This is a genomic window from Gardnerella piotii (assembly GCF_003397585.1).
Taxonomy (GTDB): domain Bacteria; phylum Actinomycetota; class Actinomycetes; order Actinomycetales; family Bifidobacteriaceae; genus Bifidobacterium; species Bifidobacterium piotii.
In genome coordinates, this window is the sequence record NZ_QJUV01000001.1 from 99,796 (window position 1) to 123,693 (window position 23,898).

The window sequence follows — 23,898 nt, forward strand, 5'->3', positions numbered from 1 at the left end:
TGATGAGTGCAAGTAAATCGCGTTTGGGTAAAGGATTGGGTGCATTATTCCCTGCACTTCCTGGAGAAGATAGTTTAGATGAGTTTGCTAACAAAAAGATTGAAGATGTTTCACATGAAACATTAGAGAGTAATGACACTTCGAGCACTGTTTCACGTGAAACAGACAGTAAAATCGTAGATAAAAATACGCAAAAAAATGTTTCACGTGAAACCAAAGTATTTGCAAAAAAGCCCGCTAAGGTTCCTAGCGTTGATGACTCAATTTCCCCGCATTTAAGCCAAAAATTGGGGGAAAATACTTCTGTTTCACGTGAAACAGTGCCGTCAGTCGCTAGTAAAAATAAGCATTCAGCAAAGCGAACTTCTATGCCGTCAATTGATGACGTTACAAGGCCAATTGACTTTTTCTTTGGTGATTCTGCTTCTAAGTCATTTGTTTCTTCAAAGCAAAAGAACGAAGATAATGATAAAAATAAAGTTGCAGAAAAAATATCGCAAGACAAACAAACAAGCCAAACGCAAGAGCTAAAGCCCATTGAAGGTGGCTATTTAGAGTATTTAGAGCCGAGCGATATTGTTCCAAACGCTCATCAGCCGCGTACGATTTTTGACGAAGAAGAGCTTCAAGAATTGTCTGCTTCAATCAAAGAGGTTGGAGTTTTGCAGCCGATTGTTGTGCGAAAAATCAAGGATGTAAGTAAAGATGATTTACACAATGCTCATTATGAGTTAATAATGGGCGAGCGAAGGTGGAGAGCAACACAGCTAGCTGGTCTTAAAAAGATTCCAGCGATTGTTAGAACCACTTCGGATGAAAACATGCTTAGGGATGCCCTTTTGGAGAATTTGCACAGAGTTGCATTAAATCCGTTAGAAGAAGCTGCAGCTTACGCTCAAATGATTGATGATTTTGGACTTACGCAAATTCAGCTTTCTAAATCCGTTTCTAAGTCTCGTCCTCAAATCGCAAACACCTTGCGACTTTTGAATTTGCCAGCCAGCGTGCAAAAACATATTGCGTCGGGAGTGCTTTCTGCAGGTCACGCACGCGCTCTTCTTGCATTAGCTTCTACAGAAGAAATGGAAAATCTCGCAAAACGTATTATTGCAGAAGGCTTATCGGTTCGCAGTACGGAAGAAATTGTTTCGATTAAAGTAGACAATGGAGACGATTCTTCTAGAAGAACTAGAGTTAAACGAAACAACAAGTGGGTGTCTTCTCCAATTAGAAAGCAGCTTGAAGATCGATTCTCCACAAAAGTTGCCATTAAAGGAAGCGAAAATCACGGAAGAATCGAAATAGTATTTTCTTCTCCAGAAGAACTGCATCGAATAGTCAATATTTTAGTAGATAAAAAAGATTAATAATAAACCCCCAATAAGCTGTTAATACAACTATTGGGGGTTATTGTTTCACGTGGAACAAAACTATTGTTCGTTCAAATCAGTTAAATCATTCAAATAGGCTTGTGCATCAAGAGCCGCGCGGCAGCCCATGCCAGCAGCAGATATTGCTTGCCTATACACGCTATCTACAACATCGCCAGCAGCAAAAACGCCAGGAACTGAAGTTCTAGTAGATGCTCCTTGCACAGCAATAGTGCCATCTTCATTAAGATCTAAAGCACCATCTAAGAAACTTGTAGATGGGGAGTGGCCAATTGCAACAAAAATTCCGCTTGCCTCAATATTTTGAGTCTCGCCAGTTTTAACATTCTTAACAGTTACAGATTGTGCATCTCCATCCACGCCGTTTACAGAGCAAACAACAGAATCTAAAACAAAATTGATTTTGCTGTTTTTGCGCGCGCGGTCAACCATAATCTTAGACGCGCGGAATGAATCGCGCCTATGAATAAGCGTTACGCAAGAGCCAAAACGAGTTAAGAAAAGTGCTTCTTCGAAAGCAGAATCACCACCGCCTACAACAACAATAGGCTTTTCCCTAAAGAAGAATCCGTCACAGGTTGCACAATAAGAAACACCGCGGCCCGAGTACTCCTGCTCTCCTGGAACGCCTAATTTGCGCACTTGTGAGCCTGTAGAAACGATTACAGCCTTAGATGTATAAGTTACACCATCATCGGTTGTAACTGCTTTTAAATCGCCATTAAAATCTACGGAAACAACATCGTTAAGCAAGATTTGTGCGCCGAATTTTTCTGCCTGTTTTTGCATTGCTTCCATTAAGTCTGGGCCTAAAATGCCGTCTGCAAATCCTGGATAATTTTCCACTTCGGTAGTGTTCATAAGCTGCCCGCCAGGTGTTAGTGCTCCAGCAATAACTAGAGGGCTGTATCCAGCGCGCGCTAAATACAAAGCAGAAGTGTATCCAGCAGGACCAGAGCCAATAATAATTACGTTTTTTTGCACAGTTTTCATAAAATATTCCTAATATTCCTAATAGTTTTAATATTTTTTAGTAAATTCTAACGTAGTTTATATATAGCCCATTCATTGGTATAGACCCTTGTGGAACCCACAAGATAAAGTCTTGCGCAGTTATAGGCTTTTTGAACTTTACATCTGTTACTCCGCTAGCGTCAAAGGTAAAGTCTGCAACTTTTTCTCCAGCGCTAGGATCGTTCTTGGAATTTGCAATCAAATACCCATGCCCACCCGAAGAACGAATCGAAACAACAAATCTGTATGCTTCTTGAGGCTGAGTTAAGTGCATGTAGTAGCCGTAGCCGCGCTGATTGCCCGTATCTTCCAAGAATTGCTGAATATCTATAGGGTAAGGCGTGTTGTTAGTAGGCATTTTAGGCTTTGGTACTTGCTTTACTTTCTTGCGTCTATTTTGTTTCTTATGTTTGTTTTTAAGGCTTTTATTATCCTTATTGCTCTTATTCTTTTCGTCAGACTTCTTTTCGTCAGACTTACCCGTATTGTTCTTACTTGGTTGCTTTTCTTTAGATGAATCGCTTTTATCTTCCGAAAGAACACCTTGACTTCCAAAAGGCACATTTTCAACACTTTGCGAATCCCAAGAATTAGATTTTGCAAAGTTTGATGGCGCTTCGTGAGAGTTAAAAAGACTATGCAAAGATATTGCAAAAACAACAACTACCAGCAATGCAACAATGCCAATAGCTAAGACTTTTGTTGAAAGTCCTCCAAAAATCTTAGCATCCGCAATATCTACATTGTTTTGATTCGAAGATTTCTTTGCTTTTAAGTCGTCTTGATGCTCGTGAGGCTGGAAGCTAGGAGGCATGGATGAGTGAGACAATAATCCAGCATTTTGGCTGCTGTAATCGCCATATTCCTCGTTTTCTAGCTCCTCTTCTCGCAATGCTCTAGCGGATTCTTCGCCAGGAGCAACAAAACGCCCATTGCTGTCTACAACAGGCACCCTTCCTGTTGATTCGGCTTCTAATGGCAAGATTTGCGGCTTAGAAAGCAACTCCGTGTGTTTTGTGTTACTGCTTAGAAGGTCTTCAAAGTCGAATCTTCTAGGCATTAGTGGCGAAGATAAGTCATCTTTTTGTGAATAATCGTTTCCAGAAGTTAGCGAGTCTAAAGTGTTTAACGCGCTTTTATTGCCATTTTCTTTTGCGTACGAGTCGTTTGTAGAATCATTGCCAATGTTTGCATTCTTGCTATTCTCGTTATTTTTATTTTCGCCAACCTTATTCTCTTCGCTTGCTTGCGATTTATCGGTTGAATAGCTAGGGAAGCTTGTGTATGTTGAAGACAAATTGTGGAAAATTGAATCATCGGCGTCTAGCTCAGTTGGAGCTAAAATATTCGCCATTTCTGCTGCAGCAATATCGTGGAAGTCGTAGTCTGTTCCAGTTGAATCGGACTCTGGCAAAGAATCAAGTTTTTTCCCAGAATTATCACCATTTCTTTTTAGCAAAGCGCTTAAAGCACCAATGGTTTTGCTTGCATTTTTAAGACCAGTATTTTTAGCGTTTTTGCCAAACTTGTTAGGCTTTTCGTCTTCGTTTTTTATTGATAAATCACTTGAATCTAAAATACCAATAGATTCTTGACTTGATAGTTCGTTTTCAAGCAAATCTTCGTTCTTAGATAATCCTTCTGGAAAATCAATAAGATCTTCGTCTTTGCAAGGTAAAAGTAGTGCTTTTTGAATAGAAGATTCGCTTGCATTATTGTTAAGAATAATATCTTTTTCGCTAAGCTTTTTAACAGGAGTATATGTGCCTAAAAGTGCAAGAAGCTCCCCAATAGATGCCATTGGAATAATGCTTGAATCTTTAGCAGAAGAAAGGCCTCTTTTGCAAATCATAACAAATTCGCCAGGAACGCCGTCTGCAAGTCTAGAAACGTTAAAAACTGTGTTATTTTGCGTGTATCCAGTGCGCGTAAGAAGAGCATATAAAAGCGCAGAAAGCTGATGTGTTGCAATGTTTTCTACACTTTGTGGCAAGTTTTTAGACTGTTCTTCGCTTTTGTCTTGATTTTTGCTTTCGTTTTGCGAATCCTGCGAATTCTGTGAATCCTGCGCGTCTTGCTTATTTTTAGTACTCGGCTTATCTTGTTTGTCTTGCGAATCTTGCTTTGAATATTCAACAGTAACGTCTTTTAGTAGAGGGCTTATTGGCGCGCAAGCTAGCTCTACTCCATTATTTGTGATTCTTACCGTGTTTGTTGAAATAGCATAATGAGTTATTCCAGATGCAAGAAGTTTGCTAAGCGCGTTTGCTGCTTCGGCAACAATAGAGCGTATAGCTTCGTAGCTAAGTGTAGAGCTATGTGATTTTATGTAGTCGTCTACAGTTATTCCAGAATCCAACTCAGTTATAATAATTGCAACATCATCTATGTTGTGAATTTTTAGAACTGGCGTAAATTTGCGGATTCTAGATAGTGCAAGAGTAGAAGATATTGTGTTTACTTCGGGAAGGAATCTACGGTCGCGCACAATAAAGAGCTGGCAATCTCTAGCAAGTATGCGGTCGCTAGCTTTCCATACTTGAATGCCTGCTTCTTCTCGCAAAGGTGATATTAGAGCGTAGCGATTAAGTATAATATCTCCCAACTGAGGTTTCATCTACTCCCCGGCTTCCTACATGAGTAATGAATATGCGTAAATAATAAATCCCATCAATTATTGTAATTGAAGAATTTAGTAAACGCTCCTTATTTTTGCAATTATTGTTGTTTAATTATTTTGATTTAATTATTGCTCACTGTGTTGATTTATGATTATCAACTTGTATTGTGACGATTTATTGCACATTATGCACTGTTTTTGCCTATTTTGAACGAACAACGCGAGGCGAATTATTTTTGTTGCCATTGTTGCCGATGCTTTCACTAACGTTTTTTATATTACTTTTGGCATTACTTTTAACAGCATTTGCGCGCTCAAGATTTAGCAAGAACGACCATTTTACGCCGATTTTTTTAAGAATTGGATTAATAATGATCGCCAATTCGCTTGTTCTTAAAAGCAAAAGAGTAGATACGTAAACGATTACAAGAATAATAGTTATAATTGCGCAAACAAAAATCGCAAGCAACCATCGATTAACACCACGAAGCTTTGGTGAATCTAAAGAAATCCATTTGTAAATAAATTCTCTAGTCAAAATTCCAACAACAATAGAAACAATAGAAGCCGCAATCACCTTTATGTGAGTAATAATAAGCTGCTTATCGTCTAAATTATTGTTAAAACGAGACCTAATCATTTTAACAAGAGCAGGGAAAGTAAGAATGTAGCTAAATGATGCAGCTGCTGCTAAAGCGCTAACCCAGTAGTTTGGCGGAAGGAACTTTATGCAAGAAAACACAATAACAAGTTCTACGCAAAGTTGCGCTGCGCAAAACATAAATGGATGCTTTCCGTCTTCAAAAGCGTAGAATGTGCGTTGAATAATCAAATAGGCGCTAGATAGTGGCAAGCCAATCGAAAGCATCATAAGAGGATCGGCCATTAAGTACGCCTCTTTTATGCTAATTGAAGGAAGCAGAGCCAAAGAGATAGGCATTGGAATAACAATAAAAGCAACGCTAAAGAAGCACATTAAAATGCTAACGCTTCTAATGCAAGAGCTTAAATCTGCGCGAACTGTAGATAAATCGTGTTGCGCAATCGACTTGGAGATTTTTGGAAAAACAGCGGTTGCAACCGATACAGCTATAAGCGAATATGGCAGAATAAACATTGTGTATGCGTTTTGGAAAGTGGCGTTTCCTGCAACATCAAATTGGCTTAATCCCAAGGTTTCTTCGGCTATAGAAGGTGCGCTTGTTGTTATGTGAGTTGTAGCCATTGTAGAAAGCTGGCTAACTGCCACTATTGCAAAACTCCAAGCTGCAACAGGTCCCATAGAGCGCAAGCCAATGCCGCTAATGCCAAAACTTGGCTTATACTTTAATCCGATTTTTTTAAGAGGAATAAACAAAACAAGTGCTTGAGCTGCAACACCTAAAGTCCAAAATCCTGCAGTTAAAAGCATTGTAGTGTTGTTCCAAAAATGCGCAGGCTGCCTACTTGCCTTTCCAAAAATCGCAATAAACACGCCAAATCCCGTGCAGCTAACAATGTTTGCAGCAACCGAGCTCCAAGCGTACATTGCAAACTTGCCTTTAGCAGCCAGAACTTGGCCGAGTACTGTATAAAGGCCGTAGAAGAATATTTGAGGCATACACCACAGCGTAAAAGCGTTTGTAAGTGCAATCATTGCTGGGTTAGACCCAACGTAAAGCCATGTTAAAACAGGTGTGGCAATCGCCATTAAAGCGGTTACGCCTAAAAGCAGAATAATAGCAAATGTTATTAGCTTATTTAGCCTATTTTTTGCATCTTGTTTTTCTAGAGTCTTAACGATTTGTGGAACAAGAACAGCGTTGAAAATTCCGCCAGAAACAAGCGTATAAATAAGCTGAGGAATCATAGACCCAGCCTGGTAAGCATTTGCTGCCAAACCAGTTGTGCCAAGGGCTGCGGCGAGCAAAATTGTTCTAATCTGGCCAGTTATTCTGGAAGCAGCCGTGCCGCTTGCCATTATAATCGAGTTGCGGCCTACTGAATTCATTCGTCTGGATCCTTTTTACGATTAAACTGCCTGAAAAGTCCAAAAGCTCCAAGTGCAAAAGCAAATATTATAATAATCGTACCGCTTTTATCGCTGATTTGCAGCGTGCTTGTGATTGCCGTCTCTTTAGTGCTACTAAAAACGTTGTGGTTTCTATCTTCTAGAGAAAAAGTGGCTTTAACTTTGCTAGATGTTGTAGATCTAAGTGGCAAAATCACCTGGGATTCGCTATTTGCTGCGATTTTAACTGGTGTTTTTCTTCTAGTTACTATTTCCATAGAATTGGTATACGCAGTTAAATATACGCTAATCGGGTATGGGTTTGTGTTGCTGATTGTAATCGGCATGGTTGCTGTTTCGCTTACAAGAGTAACGTCTTTTGGAGGAATAATATTGATTCCAGAAATGAGCATTTTAGCCAAATCGTGAGTGCCATTTTTGGTTTGTGTCTGCGATTCGCTAGCGCTACTGTTTGATTGGCTAGCGCTATTTAACGTATTATCTAGCTCTCTTTGAGCCATTGCGTCAAAAAGTTTAATAAGATTTTCGCTCCAGATTTTGCTGTTTTGATTAATTTTTAACTTTGCGTTTTGTTTTGCAAGAGACTGAGCATCTGACTCGCATGTTTTATGGTTATTAAGCTCATTTTGATCAAGAATGCTGTTTATAAATTGGTTTACTAGCATTCTATCGGAAGCTAGTTGGCTAATCTTAGATTTGCTTGCGATTAATGATTTTCCTTCGATTGCGCTCGTCTTAGGAACTGGGCTATATCCAAGGTGTTCTTTAGTAATCGCTTTTGAGCGAGTTAAAGAATTTATGTCTAGAAGACTAATCCAAGGCGATTTTTCTAGAATGCTTACAACTGATTCGATTAAAGGTATAGAAGAATCTGGGCTAAACGTTAGTAGCAAATGCCTAGGCATATAAGGCTGTTCCATCTGGTAGAAGGCGCTTTGTGCTGCAAGTCTGTTTAGAAGTCCTGCGCTAGTAGTTTCTGCTGCCGATTGAGCGCTTGTAAAATGTCCATTTATTAATTCGTTAAGCGTTTCTTGGCAAGAAAGCACTTTTACGCTTCCCGAAGATGTTTGAACCTCGTAAACACCATTTTTTACGGCAAAACGGTTTGCTAGAGGGTCGAATCCGCTAGTGGCCACTACTGTTTTGTATCCGTTTGCGGCAGCCTGTTCTAGTGCGCGTAGAGTCCATTTTTCGCCTGTTTGAAAAGCGTAGGAATCAAGATTTAGCGGCTTTGTTGTTGAATTTTCTAATACAGATGATTTTTTACTCCAAGAATCTAAACCAATTCCAGCTAGTTTATAAGAAACATGATTTTCAGATTTCGCATATCTGCTTATGTTAAAACCGTTATTTTGCATAAATACGGAAGGTGTAAATGTTGGTTCACTAAATTTAAGAGTGTTTGGGTCTGCTATTGTTTGCAACTTTGGATGCTTTTGAACAAGATTTATCAAAGAAGTAATGCGCTTAATACTGCTTTTACTAAGTCTGATTTTTCTGTTAGTTGCAGAACCTGTTGTAGAACTTGTTGCAGAGCCTGTTGTAGGATTTGCTAAATTTTCTTGCGATTCACTAATGGCGTTAATAGAAGGAGAAATATTGTGCTTGCTAATGTTAAAACGCCAATCGGAAGATTTTGCGATTATTGGCATTAGTAAAGTCACATTAATTGGCGGAGTTTGAACGTTTTTAATGCCAATATTTGCTCGAGTTACAAACGATTTAACAGAATAATAATGCTTAAAATCTAAAGAAGAATACGTTATAGAAACAGGTTTTGGACCCCAATAAATAATGTTTGAAAGATTTTGACTGTTTGCATCAACGTCGATTTGCGCACTATAAGATTTTCCGCTTGCAAGCGCTGGAACACTAACTTCGCCTATTAGCTGAGGCGTTGGAATCCTAGACTCGGCTTGGCTCCATTTTTGCAAGTCGGTTCTAGACATAAAAGTGTACCAAGGGTTAAAAGTGACTTGAATTTTGCCTTCTGGAAAATCTTTAGAACTGTTGTTTTTAAGCAGAAGACTAATGTGGTATCCGCTTTTATCTGTAAGAATCGAAGTTGACTTTACGATTTTTAGCGAAATTCCTTTGGATTTTGTGTTATACAAAGAGTAGGAGCTTAGGGAAGACTGATTAGCATACGCGATTTTTGGCGCGAAGAAGAATGGGAAAGTCGCAAGCAAGAGTGCCATTAGAACTGTGGTTGCGCAAAGTCTTAAAAACGCGTTTTTTTGCGACTTACGCAACTGGTTTTTTGAAAAATCAATCACATTAATCACATTGGTAACGTTAATCACGGTTTTGCCGCCTATTCGCCTTTTTAGCATACATCCATGCTATTTTTCGTTCGTTTGGGTAGCTTAAAATGTCGTTAAGGTTCTTAAAATCAACCCAAATCGCATCTTCTGCTTCGTGATCTGGGTCTCCAAGAACAGATAATTCGCCGCTAACATACTTAAGCGCAAAGTGGTGAACAAGTTTATGCACACGCTGGCTTGTTCCAGTAAACCAGTAGTCGATAGTTGCGATTGAATCAACAACTTCGCCAAGAATACCCGTTTCTTCGCGAATCTCTCTAACTGCTGTTTGTTGCGGTGTTTCGCCTTTTTCAATATGACCTTTTGGCAAACACCATTCCATGTGGCCACTTCGCGAATGCCGTGCTATAACCGCGACACGCCCAAGAGAGTCAAAAACTAATCCTCCAGCGGAATATTCTCGAACAATAGGCAAATCCTGTGCGTCTAGAGAAGCAAAAGTTTTAGGGCCGTCATTAACTCTTCTTTGAGGCATTAATGCAGGAGAAGGGGCATTAATAGAAGATATTTGCTGCCTGGATTCCGTTATATTAACATGAATGTTTTCAACAGTGTAGCTGCCCGAAAAGCCCGAAATATCAACAAAAATCGACTCCTCTTCTTCGGCTTGTTGTGGCTGAATTTTGCTTTTCATTCTAGCAACATCAAGAGGAGTAACTCGAATGCTTGGAGTGTTTTGGGTATGATTATCCGAGGCTCTGGCGAGCATGCGTCTTAAGTCTTTCGGAGTAACCATACACTCCACCTTACTCAATCCGCTGTGCATTGGGGTAACGGTATGCTGGAATGTAGTTTGATTTTTGCTGAAAGGGTGTTTTTAAGCGTGTCTGTGAACTTTGAAGTTTGGCCAGAAGCCATAGAGTTGGGTAAATTATTTGCCGATCACAATTACGAGTTGGCGCTTGTTGGCGGCCCTGTGCGAGACATGCTTTTGCATAGAGTTTCGCACGATCTTGACTTTTGCACATCTGCTAAGCCAGAAGAATTTGAGCCACTTCTTAGGTCTTGGGGTCATGACGGTTTTTGGGATATGGGTCGAAAGTTTGGCACGCTTGGAGCTTTGAAGCGCAGAAAAGACGGAACCGAAGTAAAAGTAGAGATAACAACTTACAGATGCGATGCTTATAATCCAGATTCTAGAAAGCCAGAAGTAAAATATGGCGATACTTTGGAAGGTGATCTTTCTAGGCGCGATTTTACTGTAAACGCAATGGCTTTGCGCGTGCCAAGTCTAGAATTTGTGGATCCATTTGGCGGAGCAAGCGACTTATCTAAAGGTATTTTGCGAACTCCAGTAGATCCACGTCAATCTTTTGACGACGATCCTTTAAGAATGATGCGTGCTGTTCGCTTTGTTGCTCAACTTGGTTTCACTATTGAAGCAAGCACGGCTGAGGCCATTTTGAGCATGGTTTCTAGATTAGATATTGTTTCTGCGGAGCGCGTTCGCGACGAAATAACAAAGATGCTTCTTTCGGCAAATCCGCGCGCTGGAATTGAAGCAATGGTTGATTCTGGTATTGCAGATAGGGTTTTGCCAGAAATTCCTGCTTTGCGCTTAGAAATCGACGAGCATCACAGGCATAAGGATGTTTTTGAGCACACAATGATGGTTCTTGAGCGCGCAATAGCGCTTGAAACAGATGACGAAGGTGCGGTTCCTGGCCCAGATTTAACTTTGCGACTTGCTGCTCTTTTGCACGATATTGGTAAGCCGCGCACTAGAAAGTTTGAAGACGGCGGAAAAGTTAGCTTCCATCACCACGATATTGTTGGAGCTAAAATGACTCGAAAGCGCATGAAAGCTTTGCATTTTGACCATCATATTATTGACGATGTAAGCGAGCTTGTGAATTTGCATTTGCGATTCCATGGCTACGTAGACGAGCCTTGGACGGATTCTGCAGTTAGAAGGTATGTTAAGGATTCTGGCCATTTGTACGAGCGTCTAAATCGCCTAACGCGCGCAGATGCTACTACTCAAAACAAGCGCAAGTCGCTTATGTTTGAGCATGCGATGGACGAGATGGAAGATCGCGTACGCGAATTAAAAAAGCAGGAAGATTTTAACGCAATTCGTCCAGACTTGGATGGCAATGAAATCATGAATCTTCTTGGTTTGGAGCCTGGTCCTATTGTTGGTAAAGCATACAAGCACATGCTGGAATATAGACTAGATAATGGTCCTGTAGAGCACAGTGTTGCTGTTGACGAGCTTAAAAAATGGTACGAAAGTCAAGCTGAATAAAGCGAATCGCGCAAAGCGTCTATGTAAGCTAGAATCTTACTGAATAGGCTTGTGGTTTGCAGCTTTTGGAAGATTCTTAATTGTGTTATACGCTGCGCAGCCTCTAATCTCGTTAATTGCAGCTCCAGCGGCAGGAACGTCGGTTTTAGGACGAAGATTGCTAAAAGTGGCTCCTAAAACAACGTCAATAAGCTTATCTTGACGGTCGTCCATGCGCAAAATGGCGTCCTTAAAATTGGCTACTAGTGTATAAGCTTCGTTAATCGACTGTTTCCCAAAATAGATTGTTGTGCGCTTAACGCGTGTTTCGCTATTTCCAACTTCGATTAAGTTAAAACCGCGATTTCTAAGGCCTTCCCCGACTGCTCGCGCAAATCCGCGGAATTTTGTTCCATTTAGAACGCGTATAGAAACAGCGCGATTATCTATATAAGACGCTTTATTTTCGTCTTTGTTTTTTATAGCACAAGGTGCTTGAACGCCGTAGTTTGGGTCTACTTCTGGAGTTCTAGGAGCAGCGATTCCAAAAAGATGCGATTGCACAATAAGAGCTAAAACAAAGGCAATTGCAACTCCGATTGCAACAGACGATAGCACAAATCGTTTTCTTTGATACATGAACTCTCTTCGGGCTAGTCGCTCGTCGTAAAACTGCGTCATGCTAACTTCCGATCTGTACTGTGTGCTTGTATTGTGCGCGTTGTGCGCTCGTATGCGTATGCATAAGTGTTAGCTATTTTACTTACTATGCATGACGGCGTTTATAAGCGTATTTTAACTGTTAAAAGCTTTAGACAGAGCTAAAAATTCGTCGCAAGTTAAAGTTTCGCCTCGTCTTGTTGAATCAATCTTAGAAAGTTCGTAGGCTTCTTTAGGAACAATGCTCTTTAGTGCTGCGTTTAGCGTTTTTCTTCTCTGCTGGAATGCTGCATCAATAATCTTAAACACTTTTTCTTTTTCTTGCTCGCTGCCTTTTGGATTATCGTTTCTCTTAAAGTACACTAGCGCTGAGTCAACGTTTGGAGCAGGCCAAAATACGTTTCTGCCAATCAAACCAGCTTTTTGAGCAGTGCCGTACCAGGCCAACTTTACGCTTGGAGTGCCATACGTTTTATTGCCAGGCTGCGCGCATAAGCGATCTGCAACTTCTTTTTGAACCATTACAAGAAAGCTTGTAAGATTATCGAATTTTTCTAAAAGAGTAAGAATAATCGGTGTTGCAACGTTGTATGGAAGATTTGCAACAAGCGTAAAGTGCGCCGCTTTTGCTAAATCGGGAACGTCTTGAGCGTTTACCTCTAACGCGTCTTTAAGAATCACATTAAACCGTTCTAAAGCATTAGGCATAAATTCTTTAACAGTACTCGGCAAACGTTTAGCAAGCGGAGGATCTATTTCTACAGCAGTAAGATTTGCGCCCGCTTGAAGAATCGCAAGTGTAAGAGAGCCAAGACCAGGGCCTACTTCCATAACAAAATCGTTTGAATTAATTTTTGACGCAGCAACGATTTTCTTAACTGTTCCAGGGTCAATAACAAAATTTTGACCAAACTTTTTTGTAGGCGTAATGCCCTCTTGCGCTGCGATTGCGCGAATATCAGCTGCTCCAAGAAGACGGCCTTGTTGATTTTCAATATTATCTTTCGTCAATTTAATACCATCCAAACTTTAATACCATCCAATTTCTTGTGAATGCTTCCACGCTTCGCTAGGATTTCCGTATTTACTTCTAATGTAACTAAGGCCCCACGTTATTTGTATTGATGCATCTTCATGCCAGTTTGCTCCCGCGCTCGCCATTTTATCTGCTGGAAGTGATTGCGGAATTCCGTACGCGCCAGAGCTTTTATTTTCTGCGTTCCAGCGCCAATTCGATTCTTTTGTCCACAATTTAACAAGGTCTTCCCACATTGCGCCAGTCCAACCAAGTTGTGCGCATGCTGCTTGAGCGTAAAGTTTTGCTTGTTCGGGCGTTGCATGAACCATGCCGTTTGGGTTATCTGCGGGTGCGGGTGCAGGTGCAGGAGTTGGCGTTGGTGTTGGGGTAGGTGTTTGTTTTATAGCTTGTGAGTTTTCAACAGTTTGCTTAGAATTTTGCTGATTGTTGTTATTGTTTTGTTGAATGTTTTGATTTTGCGCGCCCTGTTGTGCGCTCTTGTTTTGTGTATTTTGTTGATTCGTGTTTGTTTTTTGCGATTGAGTTTGACTATTTGGTTTCTTGTTTTCTTCTTGTTTATTGATTCGTTTGCTTGGCTTAGATTCGTTTTGTGTTCTAGGAGTAGACTTTGCGCCAATTGCAACAATTTGATCAATCGACGGCTTAACAATTGACTGCTTTATTAGCGTTGCACTTTGAGCTTTGCCATCCACATAAGTCACGTTATACAAATCTATGCGCTCGCCATTTGCGCCAGCTTGTTTAATAACTCTAGCTCCGATTGCAAGACTTGAGTCGTTTATGTTTATAGTGCTAAATGGAATAACAACGTTTCTAGATTCTTTTCCATGCGTTACTCTAAGAATGCGAAGCAAAGTTTTTCCATTTTCTTCGCTAACAGTTACTTGGTCTTCTTTTCCTAAGACTATTCCTAAAGAATCAAGAATTGAGCTTGCTGGCAGTGTTCCGTCTGGAACAACTCTTGTTTTGTTATCGCAAATAACTGTGACTGGTCCTTTTTTGTTTATAGAAAGTCCACCAGTAAGCTTGTTATAAATGTTTTGCAAATTAACAGTTATTTTTGCAGCATGATCTGCGTTTGCTTGGAAGAATCCGATTAGTTGATCAATGCTTGTTGCAACAGTCCAAAATGGTATTGTTACACCATCTACTGTAATGGATGTTTGATAAGCGCTTCTAACGGTAACAGTTGCGTGATCTGCTAATATGTCTCCCGAAGTACTAATAACTTGGTCGTGTGTTTTAACTGGTACTTTTTGTTCTTGTAGAAGTCTTTGTGTAGTAGATGCATAAGTTGTTACTACTTTAGTTTTGCCATTTATGATTAAAGCAATAGATTTGCGCGCAGAAAGTGCAAAAATCCCAGTGCTAGAAATAACAAGAGCTAGAACGCATATAAAAACGCGTAGTCTTCTCATTATTACAAACCGCTGAGGCGTCCATCTGCGTGCCATTCAACCTCACTTTCAACGCAAAACTGAATCTTAATTATAGCAATGATTGCAATCAGCCAAAAAATAAGACTATAAGCATATAATCTAACTCATTAAAAATGCGTTAAGAAGAATCAATCTTAAACTATAAAACTATAAAACTATAAAAGGTAAAGGGGGGGGGCAGGAGAGAAGGGGATTTGTCCTGCCCCCATGAGGAGGAGCTGGTTGGGGGACGCTCCATCCTCTTGCTCGGAAACCCTGAGTTGGGGGAAGGTTCCCGAGAACTTACTCAAGCGAAGTAATCAGCATAAATTGTTCTTGTAAGCTTTACGATTCATCATACAATAAATTTATTTATGACTTATTATCTTATTATTGTTATTGTAAATTCACTAAAAACTTTTTATATGCTTATGACTCATAATATGCATACAAGTGGATTTTTATAATTTAGATTGTTTTTGTTATGCAAAACGCCTATAAAATGGAGCCTCCTGCCGGGATCGAACCGGCGACCTGCCGCTTACAAGGCGGCCGCTCTGGCCATCTGAGCTAAGGAGGCGAGTTCTTGCACGCTAGTTAAAAATCTTCGCGAGCAAAACATTGATTAGTGTATCAGCACCCGTTGCCAAGTGCAACTTTTGGAACCAACACACTAATCAACAAGAACTAGTCAAGAGGATTTGGCTGATCTTTATCTGTTACCTTTGGCATAACACCTTCAACTCCAACCTTAGACTTGTCTAATCCAATAGACTTAAGAATTGCATCTGGTGTACTAAGCTTCTTCTTGCTAACCTCAACCATATCAAGCAGCTTCCCGTTGATAGTGGTTGTAGGAGTTGTCATAGCTCCCTTATTTGATCCGCTAACATTCCACAAAGCCTTGCGATTTGGTGTATCGGCATTAATAGCGTTTTGCCAATCAAGATAATTTCTGTTGAATGCTTTGTTTGCCACTTCTTCGCTAACGCCCGCGTTTATGGCTTGCTCAATCAGCTTTTTGTTGCTAACAGGCTTGTAGTCGTCGCCTTCTTCTGGCTGGAAGTCTTCTGCAAAAATGTTGTTAATAAATTGAAGTAAGTGCGAAGGATTGTCGTCGTTAGAAGAAATGTATGCGATTGCGCCAGTTACGCGTGTTGAATAGTGGTCGCTAGAAATTCTATCCAAGAACGACATTGGGTGAATCTCAAGGTTGATTTGGCCGGCTTTCATCATTGCAATAAGCATTTGATCGGAATCGCGATTAAAATTACCGCATCCTGGGCACAGAGGATCGGCATAAACCGCTATAGTCGGAGCGTTTGGAGCCGTTGTGTTATAGCCGTTTTTGCTGATTAAAATTCCGCCTTGTTCGTTTGCGTACTTAGGCTTTTGATTAGTCGTAAGATTTTTAACAGCTCGTCTTGCTTGTTGAGCTTGCTCGACATTCTTTTGATTTTGCGCATTAGTGGCGTTAAGGGCTGTAATTCCAATTGCTGCAATCATGCCAATTAAAATGACAACAACAACAATTCCAACGATTGTTTGTTGGCGTAATTCTTTAGCTTTGCGCGCTTGAAGATTTTGATTTGATTGATTTTGCGCGCTTCTGCTACTGTTAGGCATGCCTATCCTTCCCCTGATTTTTACAAATAACATACGTAAGTCAATTAATCTAAAAGAATAGTCTAGTTGACGGTATCAACGGGCTTAATCGCCATCGGTTGCTTGCGATTTTCCCGCGCCGCAAATGGCCCCTGCTCCAACGGCGAATATTTTAGTTTTACCTAATATAAAAGAAATAATCCATCCTGCAATAAATCCAATAATGTACCCAATTGAAGTTGGCGAACAAATATCTGGAGCGTATGTTGGTAAAATCACGCTAATTGACCAAACTTGAACTTTGATTAATTGACTAGATGCATGTATTAAAATTGGGTACACGTATGCGCCAATAATGCCTGCTATTGCAAGAGTTAGGATTTTTTCAATCGAGTATGCGATTGCTTTAATAAAATGCCACGGTATGCTAGCGATTCTTATGAATACGTCTTTTCCGCCAACGGATTCGTTCGCGCGTTTTCTGCGTACGCTTGAGCAAACATTGTATCCGATTGTTGCTGTAATTAGCATAAAAATAAGATTTGCAGCAAATGCATCTATTGGAGAAATCGCAGCTAGTAAGCTTGCAAGAGTAATGAATACAGCCGCCGCCACTCGCCCGCGAAATAAGTATTTATTTACGTTTGGATGCGGATTTTCATCTACCTCAGGCGGCTCAGCAATTTTGGTTGCTTGTTCTGAATTTGCGATTTGTTCTGGCTCTGTAACCTGTTCTGGATCTATAGCTTGTTCTAACCCGTTTGCGTATACCTTGGTAGTGGATGTGCTAGTGGCGTCTAGTAAAGATGTTGGCTCGGGGTCTATTAAATCCGATTCTGTAGAGTGTAACAAAGTTGTATTGTCAATATTCTTAGAAACCCACATTTTTCTAGGGTTTTCTGGAAGCGTTTTTGTTTGAAAAGTCGTGTTAAAATTGTGAATTTTTGTATTATTGGGTACAGTTTCTCCACTAAAGCTGTGCTCAAAAGGGTAGCTTGAATCCTGCCAGTCTGTAGGGTTCATAGCATCTTGGAAAATTGCGTTTTCAAGCTGTTCGGGAGTGCATCTTTCGCTTCTTTTAGGATTTAATGCGCTTTTGAATGCTTGCATTGTTCTTATTGGAAGGCCATTAAGATTTGCGTTCCCAGATGCTGCTCTTTCTAAAACTGCCATTATTGGCTTGGTTCCAAAAACAGGCTTTCCTGTTGCTGCAAAAGCTAGAACGGCAGCCACGCTCCACCAATCTGTAAGTTCGCTCGATTCTCCGCCTTCAATGATTTCTGGAGCAATAAATCCTGGGGTTCCCATTACAAGGCCAGTTCGCGTAACATGCGACTCGCCCTGCCCCATAGATATTCCAAAATCAACTAAAACGGGGCCAGTAGTGGAAATCATTATGTTTGTAGGCTTAATATCTCGGTGAATTATGCCCGCGCTATGAACTGCTTTTACGGCGTCGATTAGTTTGTGTGCAAGTCGTTCTAAATCGCCCCCAGCGTATGGGCCGTTAATTGCAACGTCTTCTTTAAGATTGTGGCCGTCAATAAGTTCCGTGACTATAAAAGCGATTGAAGCATCAAGCTCCATGTCTACTATTGAGCACACGCCTTCGTGGTGTATTTTTTGCAAAGCTAGCGCCTCGCGCCTAAGTCTAAGTCTTGCTTGCTCTTGCGGATTGCTAACTTCTGCAGATTCCAAATCATCGTCTTGGTTTTCTAGCATTGATGCGCGCAAAATCTTCATTGCGTAAAAATGGCCACCGTCGTCTTTTACTCGCCAAACGGAGCCCATAGCGCCTCCGCCCAGTCGCTCAATCAGCGTGTATCCGCCAACATTTTGGCCAGAGCGCAAGTCAAACATGCTCACATCTTCCATAATGCATTATGTTAGTGTGCAGCTATGCCAATTTGTTTTTTAACACTAAACACGCGATTTTATAAACAAATGTTTATATATCTACTGTAAAAGTAATCGTGTTTATAAGCCTTTGTTTATGCGTGATTTTTATACTCGACACGCCGAAGTGTTAGAAAATACTGTAATTTTGCTGTTTTTACTGAATAAACATGATATATTGAATCATGGCTCAACGAAGAGAACCTTCAATGAACCATGTAAGTAAATGTGGACGATTGACGCCGCCGATGTAGGACTTGGGGTCTTTGGTGCACACCCTTCACAACGGATCGTTCGGCACGTACCTGCCGATGAAAGGAAAATATCATGGCAGAAGTTGTATTTGATCATGTAACTCGAATCTACCCAGGCAACGATAAGCCTTCGGTTGATGATTTGAACATGACTATTAAGGATGGCGAGTTCCTTGTACTCGTTGGTCCATCTGGTTGCGGTAAGTCCACAACGCTACGAATGTTGGCTGGCTTGGAAGAGGTTAACAAGGGTCGCATTCTTATTGGTGGTCAAGACGTTACTACAATGCAGCCAAAAGATCGCGATATCGCAATGGTGTTCCAGAACTACGCATTGTATCCACATATGACTGTTGCAGATAACATGGGCTTTGCTCTTAAGATTGCAGGCGTAAACAAGGAAGAAATCCGCAAGCGCGTTGAAAAAGCTGCTGAAGTTTTGGATTTGACTGAGTACTTGGATCGTAAGCCAAAGGCTTTGTCTGGTGGTCAGCGTCAGCGTGTTGCAATGGGTCGCGCAATTGTTCGTGAACCAAAAGTCTTCCTTATGGATGAGCCTCTTTCCAACCTTGATGCAAAGCTTCGCGTACAGACTCGTACGCAAATCGCGGCATTGCAGCGTCAGCTCGGCGTTACTACTCTTTACGTAACGCACGATCAGACCGAGGCTTTGACAATGGGTGACCGCATTGCCGTTATTAAGCTTGGCATTTTGCAGCAGGTTGGCGCTCCAACCGAGCTTTATGACCGCCCAGCAAACGTGTTTGTTGCAGGCTTCATTGGTTCCCCATCTATGAACATTAACCAGCATCCAGTGGTTGATGGCAAGGCTCAAATTGGCGAGGATTCCATCACTCTTCCAGCAGAAGCTGTTGATAAGCTTGCCGAGGAAGATAAGGGTCAGATTATTGTTGGCTTCCGTCCAGAAGATGCAAGCTTGGCAACTTCCGACGATCCAAATGCCTTCTCCTTGAAGGTTGTAAACGTGGAAGATCTTGGCTCCGACGGTTACATCTACGGAAACATCATCACCGATGGATCTCCAGAAGAAGCATCTACAATGATGAGCGACCAGAACAAGCTCACAACGATTCGCGTGAACCCACGTGCGCTTCCAAAGGTTGGTGACGTTGTAAAGATTAAGATTGATCCATCCAAGATGCACCTGTTTGCGCCTTCTACAGAGTTGCGTTTGAACTAGCGTTTTCTTGGGCACTTGATTCTTGTTTTGAGTGCCCAAGATTTCTGTATAAGGGTATGGCGGGGTTCGCTAGGCGAGCCCCGTTTTCGCATGATTTAGCTTATTTTAATCTGTAGTTGTATTTGCATTTATTCACATTTGGTGATTATTTGGTTATTAGCGTTCATCTTTACGGGTAGACTAGATTTTATGGAATGGAACGAAACTCCTTTAATGGATCCGCGTGCTGCGCAAGCAACATCGGTTTCTGCTTTTAGCGAGACCGTATCTTCTGCGGAACCGCCAGCGTTGAAGATTACTGCTGCAAGCTCTAATCCTCAAATGTTTATGCTTCCTTGGGAGCTGCCGCTTTCTCAATGGCCTACAAATCTTTTTGTTAACCTTCCTCGAGGCATATCTAGGCACGTTGTGCGTTTTGTGCACGTAGGCGACGAAGTGTACGCAATGAAGGAGATTACTCGTCAAGTCGCGGAGCGCGAATATGAGCTTTTAAGACGTTTGCGCAAGCTGGAACTTCCAACAGTTAAGCCTATAGCAGTTGTTGCTGGTAGAAAAGATAAGAATGGTGAGCCGCTTGAAGCAATGCTTGTTACTCGTCATCTTAAATTCTCACTGCCTTATCGAGCACTATTTGCTAGAACTTTGCGCCCAGATACTGCGGAGCGTTTGATTGATGCGCTTGCTGTGCTTATGGTTCGCTTGCATCTTTCGGGATTCTATTGGGGAGATGTTTCGCTTTCTAACGTTCTGTTCTTGCGAGATGCCGACGCATTTACTGCGTTTTTGGTGGACGCGGAAACTGGCGATTTGCACGGAAGCCTTACCGAAGGCCAGCGCGAGTACGATATTGATTTAGCTCGCACAAATATAATCGGCGAATTAATGGATTTGAGTTCTGGCCAGCTTTTGCCTGGAGAAGTTGACGAAATTAGCATTGGAAACAGGCTTGTAGACAGATACCATTCGCTTTGGAGCACGCTTACAGACGTAGATAAGTTTAGCCCAGACGAAATGTGGCGTATTGAGCGCCGCGTGAATCGCCTTAACGAGCTTGGATTTGATGTAGACGAGCTTGAGATGAAGACTTCCGAAGATGGGCGAAGAGTTTTGGTTAGACCGCGAGTTGTGGACGCTGGATACGCTTCTAGAAAGCTTTTGCGTTTGACTGGCTTAGATGTGCAAGAAAATCAAGCTCGTAGGCTTCTTAACGATTTAGACGCGTATCGCACTTCTACATGGCGTCAAGGCGAAGAGCTGGAGATTGTTGCTACAGACTGGATGCGCGAAGTGTTTGAGCCTACTGTTCGCATGATTCCGCCTGAGTTTAGGTCGCAAATCCAGCCTGCACAATTCTTCCACGAAGTTTTGGATCATCGTTGGTTTATGGCAGAGCGCGTTGGGCACGACGTTTCTATGCAAGATGCAGTAACAAGTTACATTAAGAACGTTTTGCCTCAATACAAGATGGATAAGCGCGTTTTGGCTGCGATTAATGCGGATGCGGATTCTGGCGTTGTAGATGACGAGTATACGTATTCCACGCCTGCGCCTGCAGCCGCTCCTGCGGTTGCGGCGAGCGACGACGATGACGAGTATGATCAAGACGCAAGTGTTTGGGCAAGCTGAGCTTTTTGTGAGCTTTTGCGTGCTTTTGTGAGCATTTTTGTTTTGCTAGCGTTTTAAGAGATTCCTTACTTTACACCTGTTTTGCGCCTGCTTTACTTTTGTTTAGTGAAGTGTGGAATTATTCTCTTTGAAATGTGGAATAATTCGTATTTATTTTAGGAATTTTGTTAATTTCTTTTGTGAATGGTGATAGAATTTTCTTGTTAGTTGTCAATGATTGCCAACTAATAATAGTTATTTATCAATTAATCAAGGGAGATTATTATGTTAAAAGGTGTAGATTCTATAATTCCTCCAGCGTTGCTGAAGGTTCTTTGTGAAATGGGCCATGGAGATGTTTTAGTATTGGCCGATGGAAATTTTCCAACTGAGTCTGTAGGAAAAGACGCTATAGTTGTACGCTGCGATGGTCATGGAACTTCGGAATTGCTAACTGCAATCTTAAAGTTGATGCCACTCGATCAATACACCGATAAGCCAGCTACACTTATGGAAGTTGTTCCAGGAGACCCTTGCGAAACTCCAATCTGGAAAGAATATGAAGATATTATTGCTAAATACGATAAACGTGGAGCAAGCACCTTAGGAACTTTTGAAAGATTTGCGTTCTACGATGAGGCAAAGAAGGCATATTGTGTTGTTGCCACGGGTGAGCGTGCTCAATACGCTAACATTATGCTGCGTAAGGGCGTGGTGTTTGCTGGAGAGTAGCGTAAATAGGTAAATAAGTTTATATTTATATGCTATTTATCTGTTATTTGCTTGTTATCTGTTTGTAGAGATATAGAAATCTAAGTGTTATAGCATAAAAGCACTGCATGCAACAAGATGATTTGGAATTTAAGAACCATCTGTTACGTGCAGTGCTTATTTTGTGCCCCCTGTGGGACTCGAACCCACAACCCAAGACTTAAAAGGACTCTGCTCTGCCAATTGAGCTAAAGGGGCAACAAATGCTTAGTGTACTACATTTTGTAGACTAATCCAACTTCTTTGATGTTGGCGTGTTAGTTTGCAAGTTGTCCTAATTGCATAAGCTTATCTTTGATTTGGCTTGCGGATGGCTCAACCATAAAGCTGCCGTCGCTAAAAGTCACAACAGGAATATGCTTCTGACCGCTAATCTCAACAGCTTTTTGAGCAGCTCTGTCTTCGGATTCAATATTGTGCCAAGTAAAAGCAACATTAAACTGGTTAAGCGCGGATTTAGCGCGAATGCAATCGCCACACCAATCGGCTCCGTAAACATTGACTAATGGCAAATTTTCCATAAAATATCACCCCAATTTAGTTTGATTGTAAAGTGGCCATTAAAGTGGTTTGCAAATGTAGCATAAATTTTCACTCATAATGGTCTATAAAAATTATTGTATTAGAACACTAATATTTGCGTGATTTTTGCGAATAATCAACAATTTCAACTATAATTTAAGCTAATTTTCTTTAATGTGTCCCTTTAATTTCATAGGCTTATTATATGAACATGGTTATGGACTTAAATTTGGTTATATGGTTTACTGTTGGCGCAGTTATTTTAGCTGTTGCTTTAGTGGCGGTAGCTGTTGTTTTGCGAATTATTGGAAAATCGCATGGCCCAGTAATACCTACTAGCAAAGAAGACCCATTGTCTAGTAGTGCTGAAAATAATAGCGATTTTAGCGAGCAATTGCCAGAAAATGCAACGTCTAGAATGGCTAGGCTTAGAGGCAAGCTTGCGAATAGTCAAAATCCTTTTGGGCGTGCGCTTTTTAACATTTTAAGCAAAGATAATATTAGTGAAGACGATTGGCAAGATGTAGAAGACACGCTTTTAATGGCGGATGTTGGCGCGCAAGCAAGCGAAGAGTTGGTTGAGTCGCTTAAAAAAGACGCTAGGATTTGTGATACTGCAAGCGCGCAAGAGGTTCGCGAAACATTGCGCGCGAAACTTCTAGATGTTGTTGGCAGCAAAACCGATAGAAGTCTAAAAGCAGATTTGCAAGATGCAAATAAGCCAAGCGTAATTATGATGGTTGGCGTAAATGGCACTGGAAAAACCACTACTGCTGGCAAGCTTGCGCGACTAATGGTTTCTAAAAATCGTTCTGTAATTCTTGCTGCTGCCGATACTTTCCGCGCGGCTGCTGCCGATCAGCTTGAAACTTGGGCAAATGCTGCAGGCGTTAAAGTTGTGCGTAGTCAAAAAGATGGAGCAGATCCTGCTTCCGTGGCTTTTGATGGCGCTACGGCTGCCAAAGAAGCAAACGCAGACGTTTTGATTGTAGACACGGCTGGAAGGTTGCAAAATAAAGCAAATCTTATGGAAGAGCTTGGCAAAATCCGCCGCGTAGTCGAAAAAACTGTTCCTGTAGACGAAGTGCTTTTAGTGCTTGATGCTACAACTGGCCAAAATGGAATGGCTCAAGCAAAAGTCTTTGCTCAAGCTATTGGAATTACGGGCGTTGTGCTAACAAAGTTAGACGGTTCCGCAAAGGGTGGAATTGTGATTTCTGTTCAACGCGAGCTTGGAGTTCCTGTAAAGCTTGTTGGGCTAGGAGAAGGTCCAGACGACATTGCTCCGTTTGACCCAGAAAGTTTTGTAGACGGCATTTTGGCGTGAGTTGCTTTTGGCT

The 23,898-nt window shown here is 41.3% G+C and carries 17 protein-coding genes and 2 tRNA genes; 6 read left to right on the forward strand and 13 right to left on the reverse strand.

The window, feature by feature from the left end; genetic code table 11:
- Positions 1-2 precede the first annotated feature (2 nt).
- Positions 3-1,367 carry a ParB/RepB/Spo0J family partition protein gene (locus tag D0T20_RS00415; RefSeq protein WP_116438091.1) on the forward strand — a complete coding sequence of 455 codons (1,365 nt, stop codon included), beginning with the start codon at positions 3-5 and terminating at the stop codon, positions 1,365-1,367.
- A gap of 63 nt (positions 1,368-1,430) precedes the next feature.
- Here the strand turns inward: D0T20_RS00415 and trxB are convergent, their stop codons facing one another.
- From trxB to D0T20_RS00440, 5 genes are all read right to left on the reverse strand, one after another.
- Positions 1,431-2,384 (reverse strand): thioredoxin-disulfide reductase, encoded by a 954-nt coding sequence (gene trxB, locus D0T20_RS00420; protein WP_116438092.1) that lies wholly within the window; start codon positions 2,382-2,384, stop codon positions 1,431-1,433.
- A 37-nt stretch (positions 2,385-2,421) separates the two neighbouring features.
- A complete protein-coding gene (locus D0T20_RS00425) occupies positions 2,422-5,022 on the reverse strand; it encodes a protein kinase family protein (protein ID WP_116438093.1) in 2,601 nt (866 codons plus the stop codon).
- A gap of 205 nt (positions 5,023-5,227) precedes the next feature.
- Positions 5,228-7,015 carry a murein biosynthesis integral membrane protein MurJ gene (gene murJ, locus D0T20_RS00430; protein ID WP_116438094.1) on the reverse strand — a complete coding sequence of 596 codons (1,788 nt, stop codon included), beginning with the start codon at positions 7,013-7,015 and terminating at the stop codon, positions 5,228-5,230.
- A complete protein-coding gene (locus D0T20_RS00435) occupies positions 7,012-9,369 on the reverse strand; it encodes a DUF6049 family protein (protein ID WP_116438095.1) in 2,358 nt (785 codons plus the stop codon). The genes murJ and D0T20_RS00435 overlap by 4 nt, the downstream gene beginning before the upstream one ends.
- Complete coding sequence (locus D0T20_RS00440) at positions 9,332-10,096, reverse strand: NUDIX hydrolase (RefSeq protein WP_032815375.1); 765 nt, start codon at positions 10,094-10,096, stop codon at positions 9,332-9,334. Before D0T20_RS00440 ends, D0T20_RS00435 begins: the two co-directional genes overlap by 38 nt.
- A 42-nt stretch (positions 10,097-10,138) precedes the next feature.
- Between D0T20_RS00440 and D0T20_RS00445 the strand changes: the two genes are divergently transcribed.
- Positions 10,139-11,608 (forward strand): CCA tRNA nucleotidyltransferase, encoded by a 1,470-nt coding sequence (locus D0T20_RS00445; protein WP_050567582.1) that lies wholly within the window; start codon positions 10,139-10,141, stop codon positions 11,606-11,608.
- Positions 11,609-11,644: 36 nt separating this feature from the next.
- Here D0T20_RS00445 and D0T20_RS06355 read toward each other — a convergent pair whose 3' ends face one another.
- The 6 genes from D0T20_RS06355 to D0T20_RS00475 form a co-directional block, all read right to left on the reverse strand.
- The gene (locus tag D0T20_RS06355) at positions 11,645-12,268 is read right to left on the reverse strand and encodes a LytR C-terminal domain-containing protein (RefSeq protein WP_016801852.1); all 624 of its coding nucleotides are present in this window, start codon (positions 12,266-12,268) and stop codon (positions 11,645-11,647) included.
- A gap of 114 nt (positions 12,269-12,382) precedes the next feature.
- Entirely contained in the window at positions 12,383-13,273 is an 891-nt protein-coding gene (gene rsmA, locus D0T20_RS00455) for a 16S rRNA (adenine(1518)-N(6)/adenine(1519)-N(6))-dimethyltransferase RsmA (RefSeq protein WP_116438096.1), read from the reverse strand.
- A 3-nt stretch (positions 13,274-13,276) separates the two neighbouring features.
- Positions 13,277-14,740 (reverse strand): aggregation-promoting factor C-terminal-like domain-containing protein, encoded by a 1,464-nt coding sequence (locus D0T20_RS00460; RefSeq protein WP_116438097.1) that lies wholly within the window; start codon positions 14,738-14,740, stop codon positions 13,277-13,279.
- A 467-nt stretch (positions 14,741-15,207) separates the two neighbouring features.
- A tRNA-Thr gene (locus D0T20_RS00465) sits at positions 15,208-15,284 on the reverse strand.
- Between the two features lie 107 nt (positions 15,285-15,391).
- On the reverse strand, positions 15,392-16,330 hold the full coding sequence (locus D0T20_RS00470) for a DsbA family protein (RefSeq protein WP_032815985.1): 939 nt from the start codon (positions 16,328-16,330) through the stop codon (positions 15,392-15,394).
- Between the two features lie 84 nt (positions 16,331-16,414).
- The gene (locus D0T20_RS00475; protein ID WP_116438098.1) at positions 16,415-18,184 is read right to left on the reverse strand and encodes a bifunctional serine/threonine protein kinase/MFS transporter; all 1,770 of its coding nucleotides are present in this window, start codon (positions 18,182-18,184) and stop codon (positions 16,415-16,417) included.
- Positions 18,185-18,532: 348 nt separating this feature from the next.
- Here D0T20_RS00475 and D0T20_RS00480 point away from each other — a divergent pair, with 348 nt between their 5' ends.
- The 3 genes from D0T20_RS00480 (at position 18,533) to D0T20_RS00490 (ending at position 21,997) form a co-directional block, all read left to right on the forward strand.
- Positions 18,533-19,660 (forward strand): ABC transporter ATP-binding protein, encoded by a 1,128-nt coding sequence (locus D0T20_RS00480; RefSeq protein ID WP_116438099.1) that lies wholly within the window; start codon positions 18,533-18,535, stop codon positions 19,658-19,660.
- Positions 19,661-19,849: 189 nt separating this feature from the next.
- Complete coding sequence (locus D0T20_RS00485) at positions 19,850-21,286, forward strand: DUF4032 domain-containing protein (RefSeq protein ID WP_116438100.1); 1,437 nt, start codon at positions 19,850-19,852, stop codon at positions 21,284-21,286.
- Between the two features lie 264 nt (positions 21,287-21,550).
- A complete protein-coding gene (locus D0T20_RS00490) occupies positions 21,551-21,997 on the forward strand; it encodes an RbsD/FucU family protein (RefSeq protein ID WP_116438101.1) in 447 nt (148 codons plus the stop codon).
- Between the two features lie 164 nt (positions 21,998-22,161).
- On the opposite strand, the gene D0T20_RS00495 is transcribed toward D0T20_RS00490, so the two are convergent.
- Positions 22,162-22,234 (reverse strand) — tRNA-Lys (locus D0T20_RS00495).
- Between the two features lie 59 nt (positions 22,235-22,293).
- Entirely contained in the window at positions 22,294-22,557 is a 264-nt protein-coding gene (locus tag D0T20_RS00500) for a mycoredoxin (RefSeq protein WP_116438102.1), read from the reverse strand.
- Positions 22,558-22,763: 206 nt separating this feature from the next.
- On the opposite strand from D0T20_RS00500, the gene ftsY reads away from it, so the two are divergent.
- Positions 22,764-23,885 (forward strand): signal recognition particle-docking protein FtsY, encoded by a 1,122-nt coding sequence (ftsY, locus tag D0T20_RS00505; RefSeq protein ID WP_116438103.1) that lies wholly within the window; start codon positions 22,764-22,766, stop codon positions 23,883-23,885.
- Positions 23,886-23,898: the final 13 nt, after the last annotated feature.

Excerpts from the sequence above, each read along its gene's own strand:
- D0T20_RS00460 (WP_116438097.1), bottom strand. The coding sequence starts at position 14,740 with ATGGCACGCAGATGGACGCCTCAGCGGTTTGTAATAATGAGAAGACTA.
- D0T20_RS00470 (WP_032815985.1), bottom strand. The coding sequence starts at position 16,330 with ATGCCTAACAGTAGCAGAAGCGCGCAAAATCAATCAAATCAAAATCTT.
- D0T20_RS00500 (WP_116438102.1), bottom strand. The coding sequence starts at position 22,557 with ATGGAAAATTTGCCATTAGTCAATGTTTACGGAGCCGATTGGTGTGGC.
- D0T20_RS00440 (WP_032815375.1), bottom strand. The coding sequence starts at position 10,096 with ATGGTTACTCCGAAAGACTTAAGACGCATGCTCGCCAGAGCCTCGGAT.
- D0T20_RS00415 (WP_116438091.1), top strand. The coding sequence starts at position 3 with ATGAGTGCAAGTAAATCGCGTTTGGGTAAAGGATTGGGTGCATTATTC.
- D0T20_RS00480 (WP_116438099.1), top strand. The coding sequence starts at position 18,533 with ATGGCAGAAGTTGTATTTGATCATGTAACTCGAATCTACCCAGGCAAC.
- D0T20_RS00490 (WP_116438101.1), top strand. The coding sequence starts at position 21,551 with ATGTTAAAAGGTGTAGATTCTATAATTCCTCCAGCGTTGCTGAAGGTT.
- D0T20_RS00475 (WP_116438098.1), bottom strand. The coding sequence starts at position 18,184 with ATGGAAGATGTGAGCATGTTTGACTTGCGCTCTGGCCAAAATGTTGGC.
- trxB (WP_116438092.1), bottom strand. The coding sequence starts at position 2,384 with ATGAAAACTGTGCAAAAAAACGTAATTATTATTGGCTCTGGTCCTGCT.
- ftsY (WP_116438103.1), top strand. The coding sequence starts at position 22,764 with ATGAACATGGTTATGGACTTAAATTTGGTTATATGGTTTACTGTTGGC.
- D0T20_RS06355 (WP_016801852.1), bottom strand. The coding sequence starts at position 12,268 with ATGACGCAGTTTTACGACGAGCGACTAGCCCGAAGAGAGTTCATGTAT.
- D0T20_RS00435 (WP_116438095.1), bottom strand. The coding sequence starts at position 9,369 with ATGCTAAAAAGGCGAATAGGCGGCAAAACCGTGATTAACGTTACCAAT.
- murJ (WP_116438094.1), bottom strand. The coding sequence starts at position 7,015 with ATGAATTCAGTAGGCCGCAACTCGATTATAATGGCAAGCGGCACGGCT.
- D0T20_RS00485 (WP_116438100.1), top strand. The coding sequence starts at position 19,850 with ATGGAATGGAACGAAACTCCTTTAATGGATCCGCGTGCTGCGCAAGCA.
- D0T20_RS00445 (WP_050567582.1), top strand. The coding sequence starts at position 10,139 with ATGCTGGAATGTAGTTTGATTTTTGCTGAAAGGGTGTTTTTAAGCGTG.
- D0T20_RS00425 (WP_116438093.1), bottom strand. The coding sequence starts at position 5,022 with ATGAAACCTCAGTTGGGAGATATTATACTTAATCGCTACGCTCTAATA.